Source organism: Yoonia sp. 2307UL14-13 (assembly GCF_037572755.1).
GTDB lineage: Bacteria > Pseudomonadota > Alphaproteobacteria > Rhodobacterales > Rhodobacteraceae > Yoonia.
This window is the reverse complement of sequence record NZ_JBBIFZ010000001.1, coordinates 826,231-842,636: the sequence shown is the minus strand read 5'-3', so window position 1 is coordinate 842,636 and position 16,406 is coordinate 826,231. Positions and strand designations below refer to the sequence as shown.

Below are 16,406 nucleotides of genomic sequence, written 5' to 3'. Positions count from 1 at the left end.
GAAAGATATGGGCGATATTCTTATCACAGACGACGAACGCGACATTCGGGAGCTGATCTCGGAAATCCTGCTGGACGAGGGGTTCACGACCCGGCTGGCGGGCACGTCAGACGAATGCATGAACCAGATCGCGCAAGAACCGCCGGCCCTTATGATCCTGGATATCTGGCTGAAAGACAGCAACATGGACGGAATCGACATCCTCAAGGCGGTCAAGCGTGATCACCCGGATATCCCCATCGTGATCATCTCGGGCCACGGTAATATCGAAATCGCCGTCGCCGCGATCAAGCAGGGGGCATATGATTTTATTGAAAAGCCATTCAATATCGACCAGCTGATGGTCGTGATCCGGCGTGCGATGGAAACATCCCGCCTGCGCCGCGAGAATCTTGAATTGAAACGCGGCGATGTCGTCGGTTCCGAGATGCTGGGCGACAGTGCTGCATTCCGCAATCTGAAATCGCAACTCGACAAGGTCACGAAATCAAATGGCCGCGTCATGTTGACCGGCCCCGCAGGTGCGGGCAAGGAAATCGCCGCGCGATACATCCATACCAATTCCAACCGATCCTCTGCCCCTTTCATCACCGTCAATTCCGCCTCGATCCAGCCTGAACGGATGGAAGAGGTGCTGTTCGGCCGCGAAGACAGCGGGCGCGGGATCGAACCGGGGTTGTTGGAAGAGGCCAATGGCGGTGTCCTCTATTTCGACGAAATCGCCGATATGCCGTTGGGCACACAGTCCAAAATTTTGCGCGTGCTTGTCGAACAGCGGTTCCAACGGGTGGGTGGCAGCGACAAGGTGCAGGTCGATCTGCGCGTGATTTCCAGCACCAATCGCGAACTGCCGCTCGAGATCGAAGCGGGGCGGTTCCGGGAAGAGTTGTATCATCGGCTGAACGTCGTCCCTATCGCCGTGCCGTCGCTTGAAGAGCGGCGCGAGGATATCCCGCTATTGGCCGAACACTTTATCGAAACCTTCAATCAGGCTCAGGGTCTACCTCTGCGCAAGCTGGCTGACGATGCGCGCGCGCTTTTGCAGACCATGCTTTGGCCCGGCAATGTGCGTCAGTTGAAGAACGTCGTCGAACGTGTTCTGATCCTTGGAGAAAACACGGACGAAATTACAGCAAAGGAACTGCCCGGTACTGAAGAGGCCAGCAGCGATGAAGGCCGGATCGTTCTGGCCGGTAGCCTGGCCACGCTCCCACTGCGTGAGGCGCGCGAACTGTTCGAACGGGAATATTTGCTGACCCAGATCAATCGCTTTGGCGGGAACATAAGCCGCACCGCATCGTTTGTTGGCATGGAACGTTCGGCTTTGCATCGTAAACTGAAATCACTGGGTGTGGTGACGACCAACAAGGCGGGCGGCCGCGTCGCCTATGTCGAAGGCGAAGCCTGATGAAAGTCATCATTTGCGGCGCCGGTCAGGTCGGTTGGCAGATCGCCCGACATTTGTCGGGTGAAAACAACGACGTGACGGTCGTCGACAATAACCCAGAACTGGTGCGCCGCGCCACCGATACGCTGGATGTACAGGGGATCGCGGGCTTTGCGAGCTACCCCGATATCCTCGACCGGGCGGGCGCGAGCGATGCCGACATGATCATCGCCGCCACCCATTCGGACGAGGTGAACATGGTCACCTGTCAGGTGGCGCATTCCGTCTTTGCCATCCAGCGCAAGATCGCCCGGCTGCGGGCACAAAGCTATCTGGATGCGATCTATTCCGACCTTTACCGGCGCGATCACCTGCCCATCGACGTCGTCATCTCACCCGAGAAAGAGGTGGCCGAGGCTGCCCTGCAACGGCTTGCCGCCCCTGCCGCGTTCGATACGGAAAGTTTTCTTGAGGGGCGGGGTCAGCTTCTTGGCATCATCATCGACGAGGATTGCCCCGTCATCAACACGCCGCTGCGCCAGCTGACCGACCTGTTTTCGACCCTGCGGGCCATCGTCGTGGGCATCCGGCGCGATGGCGCGTTGTTCGTGCCATCCCCGGGTGATCAGATATTCCCCGATGACGATTGCTATATCTTCACCGATACCGAGGATATGACGCGCACGCTGGAAATCTTTGGCAAAACCCATTCGAAACAGGAACGGATCGTCATCGTCGGTGGTGGCAATGTCGGTCTTGGCGTCGCGCAGGCGCTCGAGGCGCGCACCGACCGTGTTCGCGTCAAAATCATCGAGAAAAACCGCGAATGCGCCGAACGGGCGGCCGATGCGCTGGACCGGACCATCGTGCTGCATGGGGATGGCCTCGAGGCGGGGTTGCTGGAAGAAGCCAACATCGCCAATGCCGATGCGGTGCTGGCGGTGACCGATGATGACAAAACCAACCTTCTCGCCTCGGTCCGGGCCAAGGAAATGGGCTGCCCGATGGCGATCACGCTGATCAACGATCCCACGCTGGTGCCGCTGATGGGACCACTGGACATCGACGCCTATATCAATCCACGCGCCACCACGGTCAGTTCGATCCTGCGCCATATCCGGCACGGGCGGGTGCGTGGCGTCTATTCCATCGGCGACGCCGAGGCCGAGGTGATCGAGGCGCAGGTGCTGGGTACATCGCCCATCGCCGGACAAAAGATCAAGGATGTGGCCTTTCCCGAAGGTACGATCGTCGGTGGCCTGATCAAAGGCGGGAAAGTCGTCAAACCAACTGGCGACACCCGCATCGAAGAGGCAGATCTGATCGCCATCTTCGCCATGGCCGATGATGTGCCGGAGGTCGAACGGCTCTTACAGGTTTCGATCGACTTTTTCTGATGAGCGCGCTCAAACGCCTTCCTTTTTTCGTGATCCTGATGGGTTTTGGGGCAGCAGCGATGCTGGTGCCCGCCGCCCACGGCGCGATCATGGAGGATTTCATGACGATGCGCGTCTTTTTCTACGGGTTCATCCTGTTTTCGATCCTGACGCTGCTGATCGGGTTGGCCACAGCCGGTTACGCCCCGCAAAGTGTCGCGCGGTCTCAACTGGTTGCACTGCTCGCCGCGTTCACGGTGCTGCCGTTCATGTTCGCGGTTCCCTTCGCCGAGGCAGTACAGAACACGACGTACCTGCATGCGTGGTTCGAAATGGTGTCCAGTTTCACCACGACAGGGGCCACCCTTTACGAAAATGCAGGGCGGTTGACACCTTCACTGCACCTGTGGCGGGCCCTTGTCGGCTGGCTGGGTGGTTTGCTGATCTGGATCACGGCGGTCTCGATCTTTGCACCAATGAATCTTGGCGGATTTGAGGTGCGGGCGGCGGTCGCAAGCGGGCGGGGCACGGTGCGGTCATTTGCCCAGATCGGCGCCATCGCCGACCCGACCGAGCGTTTGCTGCGTTATTCGCTTGCCCTTGCGCCAATCTATACCGGTTTGACCTTTGCGTTGTGGGTCGGCCTCGTGATCTTGGGCGAATTTCCCTATATCGCGCTCTGCCATGCCATGTCGGTTATGTCGACATCGGGGATTTCACCGATCAACGGGCTCTATTTTGCCGCGTCCAAGTTCTGGGGCGAGTTGCTGATCTTCGGTTTTTTCGCATTCGCTTTGTCGCGCCTGACCTTCAGCCGCGGTCTCACCGGCGAGGGCGAGGGCGGGTTGCGGCGCGATCCGGAATTTCTGACCGCACTCGTTCTGATTGGCACCGTCACCGGTCTTCTGTTCCTGCGCCACTTTCTTGGCGCGTCGGAAAGCGAAACGGGCGATAGCTTGCAAGAGGCGCTTGCGGCGCTTTGGGGCGCACTATTCACCGTGACCTCTTTCCTGACGACGACGGGGTTCGAATCCCATTATTGGAACGGGGCCGCCGATTGGTCGGGGCTTGAGACGCCGGGCATGTTCCTGATCGGCATGGCGCTGATGGGCGGTGGGGTCGCCACGACCGCAGGCGGGGTCAAGCTGTTGCGTATCTACGCGCTTTATCGTCATGGCGAGCGGGAACAGGAACGGCTGCTGCATCCCTCGTCCGTCGGTGGCGGCGGGAAGGAGGCGCGGCGCATCCGTAAGCAAGGTGCCTATATTTCGTGGCTGTTTTTCATGCTGTTCGCGCTGAGTATCGCTGCGATCATGTTGATGCTGTCACTGACCGGTGTGCAATTTGAAACGGCAATGGTTTTGGCGGTGGCGGCCCTGTCCACGACGGGACCGTTGGCGACCTTCGCCGCCGAAACCCCCATCGCCTATTCCGGCATCCCCGACGGAGCCAAGGTCATTCTGGCGGCGGCGATGGTGCTGGGGCGGCTGGAAACACTGGCGATCATCGCACTGTTCAATCCTGAAATCTGGCGACGCTAATCCTTGTAAAGATTGACGTTTTTGGGGGTGGAAACTCTGATGAACGCGCGACATACTGCAGGTTGAACGAGGGGGGCCGTCTGTGGCCGCAATAACAAAAAATGGGTGACTGAATGGCCGCCGACAAAGCCAACTTGCAAGATGCATTCCTGAATCACGTCCGCAAAACAAAAGTGCCGGTGACCATATTCCTGGTGAACGGCGTGAAATTGCAGGGCGTCATTACATGGTTCGACAGCTTTTGCGTGCTGCTGCGCCGCGACGGACAATCGCAGCTTGTCTACAAAAGCGCGATTTCGACGATCATGCCCGCCCAGCCGATCAGCCTGTATGAAGGTGAAGAATAGGCTTGCAGACACATGATCGGCCCTTAACCCGGGCCTGGGTCCTGCACCCCGATATCAAGACGAATTCTGACCGGCGCCTGCCGGAACCGGCACTGCAAGAGGCCATTTCGCTGGCCGCAGCTTTGCCCGACCTACAGGTGATCGGCGCAGATATCGTGCGCCTGCCCAAGGTGCATCCGGGGATGCTGTTTGGGTCGGGTAAGATCGACGAACTGAAAGCGGTCCTGAAAACAAACGATATCGAACTCGTCCTGATCGACGGCCCCGTCACGCCCGTGCAGCAACGCAATCTGGAAAAGGCCTGGGGCGTCAAACTTCTGGACCGGACCGGCCTGATCCTCGAGATTTTCAGCGATCGCGCCCGCACCTCCGAAGGTGTGCTGCAGGTCGAAATGGCGGCCCTTTCATACCAACGTACGCGCCTTGTCCGTGCCTGGACCCACCTTGAACGGCAGCGCGGCGGGCTGGGCTTTGTCGGCGGACCGGGGGAAACCCAGATTGAGGCGGACCGGCGTGCCATCGATGAACAACTGGGTCGCTTGCGCCGCCAACTCGCGAAGGTCGTCAAAACCCGCGAACTGCACCGTGCCGCCCGCGCCAAGGTGCCGTTCCCCATCGTGGCTCTTGTCGGCTACACCAACGCGGGCAAGTCTACGTTGTTCAACCGGCTGACGGGGGCAGAGGTTTTTGCCAAAGACATGCTCTTCGCCACACTCGACCCGACGATGCGCAAGATCATCCTGCCCGCGGGCGACGAAATCATCATGTCCGATACGGTGGGGTTCATCAGCAGCCTGCCCACCGAACTGGTCGCCGCTTTCCGGGCCACATTGGAAGAGGTGCTGGATGCCGACCTGATCGTGCATGTGCGCGACATCAGCCATGAACAGACCGAAGAACAGGCAGCTGACGTTCACGCCATCCTCGAAAGCCTCGGAGTCGCGGAAGAGGCCCCGATGATCGAGGTCTGGAACAAGGTCGATCTGGTGCCAGAGGACGACCGCGCGCCGCTCATGACACAGGCCGAACGGCGCGCGGACCTGTTCGTCATTTCTGCCTTGGACGGGCAGGGGGTCGATCCGCTGCTTGCCGCTATCCCGGAAAAGCTAAAGGCGCCGCGCAGCGAAGAGGTGCTGACGCTCGGTTTTGCCGATGGGAAAAAGCGGGCCTGGCTGTTCGAACAGGGGGTCGTGACCGACGACACGACCACCGATGAGGGGCACGCGATGACGGTGTATTGGACCACGCTTCAGAAAGAGCGTTTCGGACGGCTATAGCGTCGTTTACTTATTGAAATCGCTATGCTTTCTAGTCGACAAGTTGCATGACTTAACCAAATCCGGCGGCATCTCGCCGGATTTCACGAAACCGTGAGCGCATTTCGGCCATGAAAACGAAGCTGGAAAATTCACATTTTGAAACGCTGCCGCGACCCCTCTAGGCGTTGATTAATGGATGCGTTGTTTCCGACGCATCTCATGAATGACAGTGAGGGACAGTCATGAAGCAACACGATCACCATTCGCATTACTCGGGCGCAACCGATCATCACGGCAGCACGAATTTCAAAACACTCTACGACGAAATCGAGGCCGCGACCGGTTTCAGCATGAAGAAAGAGCTGAACGCCCTGATCACCGAAATCTATCTGTCGGGCAAATACGGCAACAACCAGATCGAAAAATCGGCGGCGCTAACGGTCGGGATGCAGAAGATCTCGAAATATCTGTACGATGTGACGATGACCGACATGATCGCCAGCGATGACGCGGCGATGCACGAACTGGCCCTGCATGCGCTGACCGTGTCGTTCCACAAACCCAATATGCATGGTGGGCGCGGACATAGCGGGGAACAGGATATGGGCAGCTATGCCCTCATGCATGTCCTGAACCCCCGGAAGGAAACCGACAATGTCCGCGAATATTTCTTAGACGACAACGTGCTTAGCAAAGCCGAGGGCGCAGAACTGCGCGAGATGTTCAAGAACGGTGTCACGTTCGCCGACATGTTCGGCGAAAACGGTGGCCATTCCGCCGATGGCATGCTGGGTGAATCATTGCACCCCAAAAGCCTGCGTAACCTGGCCGAATGGTCCGGCGTAAACTTGCCCCGTTGGGCTGAAGTGGATTCGCATCGTGTCAGCCTGCAATTCGTGGGCTTCGACAGCGACAATTCGGGCGGCGTGTTCCTGGGCATCGGCAAGAAAGGCCATGGCGGCAGCGACAAAAGCCATGGTGAAGGGCGTGCGAAGTTCGAAAAGACGATGGAGTACGGGCCTGTCGCGAACAAACTCGATTTTACCCCCGGTGAGGCCAGCGGCACATCGCAAAGCCCGTCACCGGTCACGCCCATGCCCGATCATGATCATGGCGGTGGTCATCAGGATGGTGGTCACGGTGGCGACCAAGTGGATAACGGCGCGCCGCATGACGCCCCGACGGTCATCGATGACACCGCTCAGACGGCCCAGAACCGCACGATCTATGTGGACGTTCTGGCCAACGACAAGGACGGGCACGGCAACAAACCGCAGCTTGTCGATGTATCCTATGACGGCAACACATCGCTGGTGTCGATCGTGGGCGACAAGATCAAGGTCAATCCGCTCAGCGCGCACCGCGACGACCGGACCGAGGAAATCATCTACACGGTCAAGGACGATCACGGGCAGACCTCCACCGGCACGCTGCGGGTCGATATCGGCAAGGGCGGCGGACAGCCCGCCCCCAAGCCACCATTGCCTGTCGATGATCCGGATCCGCTGGAATTCTACTTCGTCAATACCGCGACCGACAAGGTCATCGGCAAGATCGAAAATGGCGGCCAGGTCAGCGCCGCTGATCTGAATGGCCCGGTTTCGATCTTCGCGATGGATGTCGAGGGCGACGGCGTGGATGTCGGGGCTGTCCGGCTTTCCTATGAAGATCACACGCATCTTGAACGGGTCGAACCCTATGCGCTTTTCGGCAATTACGGCCATAACTACCTTGGCGGCACCGATTTCGAACGTGGATCACATACGGTCGACATCGATGTGCTTGGCGCGAACCGGCAGTTGATCGAAAGTTTCGACCTGATGTTCGAAGTCGTCTGACGTTACAACGACCCTGCCGATCATCGGCGGGGTCGTTCTCCTACCGCACCACGACCTTTGCAATCGCCGTGCCGATCATATAGCCCGACACGGCAAACAACATGCCAGCCAAACCACTCACCAATGCGCGATCATGATCGACGATCGATGATCCATCAATGAACTGATCGATCCCATATTGCGGAAAGATGCCGTTCGCTTTCAGCCATGAAAATACCGGGTTCCGCCACATTGTGAAATAAGCAAAAAATAGCGGCACAGCGACGATCGCCGTCACCGTGTTGACGACAGGCTTGCGTTCGCGTTTGCGGGCGGCGGTGTCGGATGGATTTTGGTACATAAGACGCATTGGCCATTATCCGCAGCGATGGGTCAACGGACAGCATGTGCAACGGACAGACCTGTTGTTTCCGGCACACATCGATTTCCGCTTTGACATCACGCGATCTTTCCGCTGAAACTCGCCGCGGCAACAGGGGCATCTGCGTCATGCGGATTGAGAAGCACCCTTCGAACCTGACCCGGCTCATACCGGCGGAGGAAGTTGCGGGTGGTGCGTCGCGTCAGATCACCGCCCCGCATTTCTCCGACCTGACAAGGAGGAATGACAATGACGACAGACAGCTTCACCCAAACCCTCTGGTCCGACACGGCGGACTTGCAAGAGGGTATTCGCATGATGCCTTTCAACGCCGAGCTGGCAGAAGGCACGCTCCCACCCGGGACATTCCGTGAATATATCATCCAGGATGCGCATTACCTCGAAGGGTTTGCCCGCGCGCTGGCGCTTGGCGCATCAAAGGCACCCGATGCGGACAGCATCGCGCAACTGGCGGGTGCGGCGAACGGTGCGATCGCGGTCGAACGGCAGCTGCATGCGGACTATATGGTGATGTACGGCGTCTCCCCCGCAGATTTTGCGGCCACACCCCCATCGCGCGCCTGCGATCACTATATCGGCTTTCTGATCCGGTCCGCCACGGTCGATCCGTTCCCGGTCGCCGTCGCAGCGCTATTGCCGTGTTTCTGGATATACCAGCGGGTCGGTGCATCGATCCATGCCAAAGCCGCGCAAGATCATCCTTACCGCGCCTGGATCGACACGTATGCAAGCGACGATTTCGCCACCGCAGTACAAGCCATGCTAGACCTCACCGACAGACTGGCGGCAGTCGCGGATGCACAGATGCGGGGCGCCATGCAGACGGCGTTCCGCCGATCATCCTGGCACGAATGGATGTTCTGGGACAGCGCCCATCGGCGGGCGGGATGGGACAAGGCGGTGACGCGCGCAGGGTAAAGCGACCGGTATTCAAACCGCTCCCGATGCTGGCGGCGGGGTCATGCCTTGATGCAAACAACTTCAATTTTCGCCATACAGGACTGCGACAAAAGCCCTAAAATCGAGCGATGTAGGGCACAGAGCTGCCTAAAAACTCAGTTAGAATTTGCGATGCCCGAAGCGGGCTTTGTTCGCGGAAAAAACGGCGTAACCCGATGTGCCAAGAGTGTCGGTCTGTTCGCTGTGGCATCGACGGCCTTCATATTGAGCGGCTAAGGCGATGTCGTTTAAGGTATAAGTGACGTTATCAACAGTATCTCGGTACGGATGTATCCCCGGCCAAAGGGGCTGGGGCCGGATGATCTCCGGCCCCGTCGGTTTATCCGCAAAGCAGGTCTTCGCGGAACTTCACGTCGTCGCGATGCTTTTCGACGAACGCCATGATGTTGGCCATCGTGCAATGCTTTCCAAAGCCTTTCCACGGCTTGAAATCAGGCAGATGCAGCACGCTTTCATAGTCGTGCTTCAGCAGGTTGACCAAGACCGAGGCCACGATCTTGCCGCCGACACCGGATAGCTTTTTCTTACCACTTTCTTCCGCTTCTTGCAGGCAATAGAACCACAGCGGTGTCTTGGTCACGTGATGGTCGGTAAGCGCCTTGGGGGCGGGCAGGGGGGGCAGCCCCAGATGCCGCGCCATCTGCTGACCCGATGGCAGTTGCATCGCCGTACGATCCCGCAGGATGTTGCGCAGGGCGAGCTTTTTTGCCTTTGCGACCGGGATCTGCAGGTTGCCCCACTCAAGCCCGCTGCCGACGATATTGTCGGGCAATTCGAACAACGTCTTGGCCATCTTGATGCCCACCGGCAGCGCCTTTTGCGCGTGCTTGCCGAAGAACTGGTCCATCTCGATGGTGGCACCTGCGTCACGCGGTTGGAAACCACGCAGTGCAAAAAGATCGAGCGGTGCCTCGCCTTTGCGCAGCGTGTAGGACGGCTGCACGGTGGCGTGTCCGAACCGGTATGCGGCGACCGAAAACTCGGCTGGCATGATCGGCGCACATGGAAAGATATCGTGCGCAAGCGCGTGATCGATATCCGTCTGATCGACGAAGCTGGGCAGGAATTCATGCAGGATGATCCAGTGATAGTGGAGCCTGATGAATCGCCGCACCTCTTCGAAACCGCTGAGTTCGGGTTTGATATGGTTGTGCCAGGCATCGCTGCGCACGCCCATGGCGGCGCAGTTCGTGATGTCGTGCGCAGTATCATCGCCCTTCTTCACCGCATCCATCAGAATGTTGTGCAGGCAAATGAAAGCACCTTGAATCTGGCTGACGATGATATTTTCGTCGTTGCGGAAATCGCCGATCAGCGCGCGACCCTTACAGTTGCGCGGCAAATCATAGGGATTGTCCTTGCGCCCGAAGAGCAGGTATTCGTGCGCGTCACCTGACCCGTAAAGGTATGGCGATGCCTCGGGCCCGTCGCCATAAACGCAATCAAGATCAAGTTCCGGCGTTCGGATATTGCGGATCGACCGGGGGTCGATTTTCGTGCCGATGGCGCTGGTCGCATCCAGTGTGATGTCGTGGTCGACGAACTGACCCAGGAAGGTCATCCCGGCATCGGCAGGCCCATCCCCGACCTCATCGGTGCGCATCGTTTCCACCAAGGCATCGAAGGCATCGACGATTTTTTCACGCGACAGATTTCCGGTGACAGGGTTCGCCCCGAGTAAATAACCAAAGATCTGCGGAAGCGGTGTGTCGTCGTTGAGGGCGTGCTTGCACAGACATTCATGAATCAACTGATCAAGGCGGGACATCCCGTGTGCGGGCTTGCTCATAATACATCTCCAAAAATAAGTTACTTAAAAATGATCGTCTAAAAAGTGATTATATCGTATCACGAAACCCGATTTTCGCAAGTCGGGTTTGCCAGACCCCGTGGTTTGGCCATTGCGAGGCGGGAAACGGAATGCTATGGCGCAAATCAGGCACCCGTAGCTCAGCTGGATAGAGCGCTGCCCTCCGAAGGCAGAGGCCAGAGGTTCGAATCCTCTCGGGTGCGCCACTAAAACCTGGTTATCTACATCATCCGAAAAAGCCATCGCCACGATTGGTTGACCCGGTCCGTGGCCACAGGTATTCAACGCCAAACCAGTGAACCGGTTCGCTATATGCGTACCTTGCCAAGAGGATGTCGCGTTGGAAGAAATGTTGTCCAACTACCTGCCCATCATGATTTTTCTGGGGCTGGCCATTACTTTGGGTCTGGTTTTCATACTCGCCGCTGCTGTCATTGCCGTGCGCAACCCCGATCCGGAAAAGGTGTCGGCGTATGAATGCGGGTTCAATGCTTTTGACGATGCGCGGATGAAATTCGACGTTCGGTTCTACCTCGTGTCGATCCTTTTCATTATCTTCGATCTTGAGGTCGCGTTCCTGTTCCCATGGGCCGTCGCATTTCAAGAGGTCAGCATGGTTGGCTTCTGGTCGATGATGGTCTTCTTGGCGGTTTTGACGGTCGGCTTCGCCTATGAATGGAAAAAGGGCGCGCTTGAGTGGGAATGAGCTGGTTCGCGCCACCTGACAATTCATTTCCTCGGCAAATATCGCGTTGATGATGCAAGGGGCCGCGACGCCGGATCGCGTTGACGCCCCTCGGCCCTGCAGCTACATGGTTGATAGCCAAGGGCAGCCATCCTGCCAGAGAAGGGAGCCACCATGGGTGTGATGACAGGCACCGCCGTCGGGGCCGATAAGGAACACGGCGCGCAGCTGATCAACAGCGAACTGCAGGACAAGGGGTTCCTTGTCACGTCAACCGCCGACATCGTGAATTGGGCGCGGACGGGGTCTTTGCACTGGATGACGTTCGGACTGGCCTGTTGCGCGGTCGAGATGATGCACACGTCCATGCCACGCTATGATCTGGAACGGTTCGGGACCGCGCCACGTGCCTCTCCGCGTCAGTCTGACCTGATGATCGTGGCAGGCACGCTGACCAACAAGATGGCGCCAGCTTTGCGCAAGGTCTACGATCAGATGCCAGAACCGCGTTACGTGATTTCCATGGGGTCCTGCGCAAATGGTGGTGGCTATTACCACTACAGCTATTCCGTGGTGCGCGGGTGTGATCGGATCGTGCCGGTGGATGTCTACGTGCCGGGTTGCCCGCCGACGGCAGAGGCGTTGCTGTATGGCATCCTGCAGTTGCAGCGGAAAATGCGGCGGACGGGGACCATTGTAAGATGACCGAAGCGTTACAAGAACTCGGGACCCATCTGGAAGTGAAACGCACAGATTGTGTGCTATCCTGGGAAGTGGCCAATGATGAGCTGACGGTGACGGTGGCTCCGTCGTCGCTGGTCAGCTTTGTCGAATTTCTCAAGACGGACGGCGCCTGCCAGTTTTCGACCCTGATCGACATTACCGCCGTGGACTATCCCAACCGGGCCAAGCGGTTTGACGTCGTCTATCACTTCCTCAGCATGTATCAGAACCACCGCATCCGTTTGCGGGTTCAGATCCGGGAAGAGGACATGATGCCGTCGATCATCTCGGTTCATCCATCGGCCAACTGGTTCGAGCGGGAAGTGTTCGACATGTTCGGCATCCTGTTCAGCGGCCACCCGGATTTGCGCCGCATCCTGACCGATTATGGGTTCCGTGGTCATCCATTGCGCAAGGATTTCCCTACGACGGGCTATACCGAGGTGCGGTACGACGAGGTGCAAAAGCGCGTTGTCTACGAGCCGGTGAACCTTGTGCAGGAATATCGCCAGTTCGACTTCATGTCACCTTGGGAAGGGGCCGAATACATTCTGCCCGGTGATGAAAAGACGGACGAAAAGGCTGGCTGATGCCTGAATTGCGCGGCAAATGCATGTGCGGCGCCGTGCAGTTTACAGCTTTTCCACCTGCCCTCGAGGCCGGTGTTTGCCATTGTGGGCAATGTAGCCAATGGTCGGGTGGCATGTTCGTGAATGTCTATTGCGCCGATACGATCATCTTCGATGAGAGCGCGCCCGTTGGGTCCTACAAAGCAAGCGAGTGGGGTGAGCGGTTGTTTTGCAGCAAATGCGGGTCATCGCTCATCTGGCAGACACAAGACGGCCAGCATCAAAGCGCATCGGTCCATTGCTTTGACAACCCTTCGCAATTCACGCTGACCACTCAGATTTTCATTGATCGCAAACCGGACTGCTATGCCTTGGCCAACAAAACCGAGAACATGACCGAGGCTGAGGTCTTTGCGAAATATGCACCAGATGGTGCCTGATCATTCCGTTCTCTACTGCGTCGGCGCCACCAAAGCCGGAACATCCTGGCTTTACCGCTATCTCCACGATCACACCGATTGTGCGGTGCCTGCGGTCAAAGAGGCGCATTATTGGGATACGTTTGATCCTGACATGTGCGCCAAGCAGGTCACCAACTTCCGCGTCCGCCTCCGCGAGATGCGCAATTTGAAGGATGAGGCCGAAGAGGCCGGGCGCGGGTGGCAGGTGGAGAACGCAAAGCGTCGGATCAACGATATGAAGCGTTTGATCGCCGTGCTTGAGGGCGACCGTGCGGGGGATACGCGATATCTGGACTGGCTGACCGGGCGCGGGACGGAGCCCCGACTGTTTGCCGACATGACACCGAATTACGCGACGTTGCCGGACGAGGTTTTGGCACGGATGCTGGACGCCACCCCGCAATCCAAGGTGATTTTCCTGATCCGCGACCCGCTGGATCGCCTTTGGTCGCACATCCGTATGCAGGCCCGCCGACAGCGGCAGACGCATGAGGTCTATGAAAAGAAGGCCAACAACATCCTCTACCGCATCCTGAACCGGGGGCAGGAGACGCATATTCTCGAACGTGGCGATTATCCGAACATCATCCGCAAGCTGCGTCGCCTGGTACCGAAGGACAGGCTGTTGGTTGCGTTCACGGAAAACATGGTGAGGCACGATGGCATCTCGCATATCACTTCGTTCCTTGGTATCAGCAACCAAACACCCGATGTCGCAGCGCCGGTGCATGAAGGCCCGCCCGTTGTGATGTTGGACAAGCTGCGCCCCCGGGCGCTGGGATTATTGAACGAACACTATGATTGGGTCGCCCGCAATGTCGGCCCACTGCCGGACAGATGGCAGGAAAACCGCGCGAGGATGATAGCATGATGGACGGCGATATTCGTGTGAACACCTATGATGACGGCTCGAAAGATGCTGTTACAGGTGAGCAGAAGATCCGCAACTTCAACATCAATTTCGGTCCGCAACACCCTGCTGCACATGGTGTTTTGCGGCTCGTGCTTGAATTGGACGGTGAGATTGTCGAGCGTTGTGATCCGCATATCGGCCTACTGCATCGTGGCACCGAAAAGCTGATGGAATCGCGGACCTATCTGCAGAACCTGCCATATTTCGACCGGCTCGATTACGTGGCCCCGATGAACCAGGAACATGCGTGGTGTCTGGCCATCGAGAAACTGACGAAAACCGAAGTGCCGCGCCGCGCATCGCTGATCCGGGTACTGTATTCCGAAATCGGGCGCGTTCTGAATCACCTGTTGAACGTCACCACGCAGGCGATGGATGTCGGTGCGCTGACGCCTCCGTTATGGGGTTTTGAAGAGCGTGAGAAGCTGATGGTGTTTTATGAGCGCGCTTGCGGTGCCCGTTTGCACGCCGCTTATTTCCGCCCCGGTGGGGTGCATCAGGACCTGCCGCCCGAACTGATCGAAGACATCGATCAATGGGCGGTGGAATTCCCGAAATTTCTGGAGGATATCGATGGTCTGCTGACGGAGAACCGCATCTTCAAGCAACGCAACGTCGATATCGGCGTCGTGACCGAGGATGATATCCTGGAATGGGGTTTTTCGGGCGTGATGGTCCGCGGCTCGGGCCTTGCCTGGGATCTGCGCCGTGCGCAGCCCTATGAATGCTATGATGAGTTCGAATTCCAGGTGCCCGTAGGCAAAAATGGCGATTGCTATGATCGTTATCTGTGCCGCATGGAGGAGATGCGCCAATCAACGCATATCATCCGGCAGGCCTGCGAAAAGCTGCGCAAAGAGCTTGGCGATGTGATGGCGCGCGGAAAGCTGACGCCGCCCACAAGGAGTGAAATGAAGACGTCGATGGAGGCGCTGATCCATCACTTCAAGCTTTATACCGAGGGGTTCCACGTCCCGGCCGGTGAAGTGTACGCCGCCGTCGAAGCGCCGAAAGGGGAGTTCGGGGTGTATCTGGTGGCAGACGGTACCAACCAGCCATACCGGGCCAAACTGCGCGCGCCGGGCTACCTGCATTTGCAGGCCATGGATCACGTAGCGACGGGCCATCAGCTGGCGGACGTGGCGGCGATTATCGGTACGATGGATGTCGTGTTCGGTGAGATCGATCGTTGATGCGATATGCGCCGCTGGCGTTGGTTTTCACTGCGGCTTGCAGCCATTCACCGGACGATGAGGAGCGGTTGTTTCTGATGGCATTGGCACAAGAGGGATGCGTTGTCGACAATGATGCAACGGCGGCGCGCATCGAGGCCAAGACAGGTTTTTCCAAAGAGGTTTTGCGTGATCTTGTCGTCGACCTGATGCAGCGTCGTGTTCTTGTCGACAGCGATACCGGTGGTGTGCGGTCCGTGGTTGACGAGTGTGCTGAAAGGGCCTGAATACGGATGACGATTTCCTTGGATATTTGGTTGTTGCTTGGCGGTGCCTTTGCGGGCGCTGTGGCGGTCGCAGTTGCCCGGGGCCGTAACCGGATCGCGAAAGGCGCGATCATCGGGGCAGTTATCGTATTTTTGTTGGATATCGCGCGCAGCTTGTTGTGAGTGCGCGAGAAAGCCCCGATTATGCGGCTGTCATCTGGTCAATAGCGTGAGCGCTGGATAGGTTGTTCGCAAAAGTTCGATTGCAGGAGGCCCGTCATGAACCGTTACCTTCCCGTCCTTGTCCTGGCCACATTGGCAGGTTGCGCCACACCCATCGCCGTGCGTGTGCCGACACCGCCGCCACCTGCGCCGGTTCTTCCACCACCGTCGCCCGAGATCATTCCCGGATCGGCGAAAGAGCGTTTCCTGCGGGCGGCGGCAGAGAATGGTTGCGAAGTGAATGCGCAGACATCCGATGCAATCCTGGCCTCGGCCACATTGTCGCGGGATGATTTGGCGCGCGTCGTACAGGAATTGCGCAACGAGGGCGGGGCCGAGGTCTTGCCCGGTGGAATTCGTGTGACATCCGGTGCCTGTGCATGATGATCGTTGGTGTCGTCCCCGGTCTGCTGCTGTTCGGCGGACTGGGATCGACGGTTGTGCCGAATGTGATCTTCGGCGCGGTGACCCTCGGTGCATTACTGGTTGGTGTTT

18 protein-coding genes, 1 tRNA gene and 1 riboswitch are annotated in these 16,406 nt (G+C 58.1%); of the genes, 17 read left to right on the top strand and 2 right to left on the bottom strand.

All coding sequences use genetic code 11. The features are described 5' to 3' along the window. Window positions 1-7 precede the first annotated feature (7 nt). From ntrX to V8J85_RS04330, 6 genes are all read left to right on the top strand, one after another. Window positions 8-1,408, top strand: a complete 1,401-nt coding sequence (gene ntrX / locus V8J85_RS04355) for a nitrogen assimilation response regulator NtrX (protein ID WP_339952453.1) — start codon at window positions 8-10, stop codon at window positions 1,406-1,408. Beyond that, a complete protein-coding gene (trkA, locus tag V8J85_RS04350; protein ID WP_339952452.1) occupies window positions 1,408-2,784 on the top strand; it encodes a Trk system potassium transporter TrkA in 1,377 nt (458 codons plus the stop codon). Before ntrX ends, trkA begins: the two co-directional genes overlap by 1 nt. After that, the gene (locus V8J85_RS04345) at window positions 2,784-4,304 is read left to right on the top strand and encodes a TrkH family potassium uptake protein (RefSeq protein ID WP_339952451.1); all 1,521 of its coding nucleotides are present in this window, start codon (window positions 2,784-2,786) and stop codon (window positions 4,302-4,304) included. The genes trkA and V8J85_RS04345 overlap by 1 nt, the downstream gene beginning before the upstream one ends. A gap of 113 nt (window positions 4,305-4,417) precedes the next feature. Continuing rightward, window positions 4,418-4,651: an RNA chaperone Hfq gene (gene hfq, locus V8J85_RS04340; protein ID WP_007204924.1), complete on the top strand. Its 234-nt coding sequence runs from the start codon at window positions 4,418-4,420 to the stop codon at window positions 4,649-4,651. Between the two features lie 2 nt (window positions 4,652-4,653). Beyond that, window positions 4,654-5,928: a GTPase HflX gene (hflX, locus tag V8J85_RS04335; RefSeq protein ID WP_339952450.1), complete on the top strand. Its 1,275-nt coding sequence runs from the start codon at window positions 4,654-4,656 to the stop codon at window positions 5,926-5,928. A gap of 224 nt (window positions 5,929-6,152) precedes the next feature. Next, window positions 6,153-7,748 (top strand): Ig-like domain-containing protein, encoded by a 1,596-nt coding sequence (locus V8J85_RS04330; RefSeq protein WP_339952449.1) that lies wholly within the window; start codon window positions 6,153-6,155, stop codon window positions 7,746-7,748. 40 nt (window positions 7,749-7,788) lie between these two features. Here V8J85_RS04330 and V8J85_RS04325 read toward each other — a convergent pair whose 3' ends face one another. Continuing rightward, window positions 7,789-8,088 carry a hypothetical protein gene (locus tag V8J85_RS04325; protein WP_339952448.1) on the bottom strand — a complete coding sequence of 100 codons (300 nt, stop codon included), beginning with the start codon at window positions 8,086-8,088 and terminating at the stop codon, window positions 7,789-7,791. Window positions 8,089-8,212: 124 nt separating this feature from the next. Continuing rightward, window positions 8,213-8,308, top strand: a riboswitch (TPP riboswitch). Between the two features lie 50 nt (window positions 8,309-8,358). Here V8J85_RS04325 and V8J85_RS04320 point away from each other — a divergent pair. Further along, window positions 8,359-9,048 carry a TenA family protein gene (locus V8J85_RS04320; protein WP_339952447.1) on the top strand — a complete coding sequence of 230 codons (690 nt, stop codon included), beginning with the start codon at window positions 8,359-8,361 and terminating at the stop codon, window positions 9,046-9,048. A 361-nt stretch (window positions 9,049-9,409) separates the two neighbouring features. Here the strand turns inward: V8J85_RS04320 and V8J85_RS04315 are convergent, their stop codons facing one another. Beyond that, complete coding sequence (locus V8J85_RS04315; protein WP_339952446.1) at window positions 9,410-10,879, bottom strand: peroxidase family protein; 1,470 nt, start codon at window positions 10,877-10,879, stop codon at window positions 9,410-9,412. Window positions 10,880-11,029: 150 nt separating this feature from the next. Here V8J85_RS04315 and V8J85_RS04310 point away from each other — a divergent pair. The 10 genes from V8J85_RS04310 to V8J85_RS04265 all read left to right on the top strand — a co-directional run bounded on the left by V8J85_RS04310 (window position 11,030) and on the right by V8J85_RS04265 (window position 16,295). Continuing rightward, window positions 11,030-11,106, top strand: a tRNA-Arg gene (locus V8J85_RS04310). A 143-nt stretch (window positions 11,107-11,249) separates the two neighbouring features. After that, complete coding sequence (locus V8J85_RS04305) at window positions 11,250-11,606, top strand: NADH-quinone oxidoreductase subunit A (RefSeq protein WP_445285882.1); 357 nt, start codon at window positions 11,250-11,252, stop codon at window positions 11,604-11,606. Window positions 11,607-11,759: 153 nt separating this feature from the next. Then, window positions 11,760-12,290, top strand: coding sequence for a NuoB/complex I 20 kDa subunit family protein (locus tag V8J85_RS04300; RefSeq protein ID WP_339952444.1), 531 nt, complete (start codon window positions 11,760-11,762; stop codon window positions 12,288-12,290). After that, window positions 12,287-12,898 carry an NADH-quinone oxidoreductase subunit C gene (locus tag V8J85_RS04295; protein ID WP_339952443.1) on the top strand — a complete coding sequence of 204 codons (612 nt, stop codon included), beginning with the start codon at window positions 12,287-12,289 and terminating at the stop codon, window positions 12,896-12,898. Before V8J85_RS04300 ends, V8J85_RS04295 begins: the two co-directional genes overlap by 4 nt. After that, complete coding sequence (locus V8J85_RS04290) at window positions 12,898-13,317, top strand: GFA family protein (protein ID WP_339952442.1); 420 nt, start codon at window positions 12,898-12,900, stop codon at window positions 13,315-13,317. Before V8J85_RS04295 ends, V8J85_RS04290 begins: the two co-directional genes overlap by 1 nt. Continuing rightward, on the top strand, window positions 13,298-14,209 hold the full coding sequence (locus V8J85_RS04285; protein WP_339952441.1) for a sulfotransferase: 912 nt from the start codon (window positions 13,298-13,300) through the stop codon (window positions 14,207-14,209). Before V8J85_RS04290 ends, V8J85_RS04285 begins: the two co-directional genes overlap by 20 nt. Beyond that, window positions 14,206-15,444 (top strand): NADH-quinone oxidoreductase subunit D, encoded by a 1,239-nt coding sequence (locus V8J85_RS04280; RefSeq protein ID WP_339952440.1) that lies wholly within the window; start codon window positions 14,206-14,208, stop codon window positions 15,442-15,444. Before V8J85_RS04285 ends, V8J85_RS04280 begins: the two co-directional genes overlap by 4 nt. Continuing rightward, on the top strand, window positions 15,444-15,710 hold the full coding sequence (locus tag V8J85_RS04275) for a hypothetical protein (RefSeq protein WP_339952439.1): 267 nt from the start codon (window positions 15,444-15,446) through the stop codon (window positions 15,708-15,710). Before V8J85_RS04280 ends, V8J85_RS04275 begins: the two co-directional genes overlap by 1 nt. Window positions 15,711-15,716: 6 nt before the next feature. Then, on the top strand, window positions 15,717-15,872 hold the full coding sequence (locus tag V8J85_RS04270) for a hypothetical protein (protein WP_339952438.1): 156 nt from the start codon (window positions 15,717-15,719) through the stop codon (window positions 15,870-15,872). 96 nt (window positions 15,873-15,968) lie between these two features. Then, the gene (locus V8J85_RS04265; RefSeq protein WP_339952437.1) at window positions 15,969-16,295 is read left to right on the top strand and encodes a hypothetical protein; all 327 of its coding nucleotides are present in this window, start codon (window positions 15,969-15,971) and stop codon (window positions 16,293-16,295) included. Window positions 16,296-16,406: the final 111 nt, after the last annotated feature.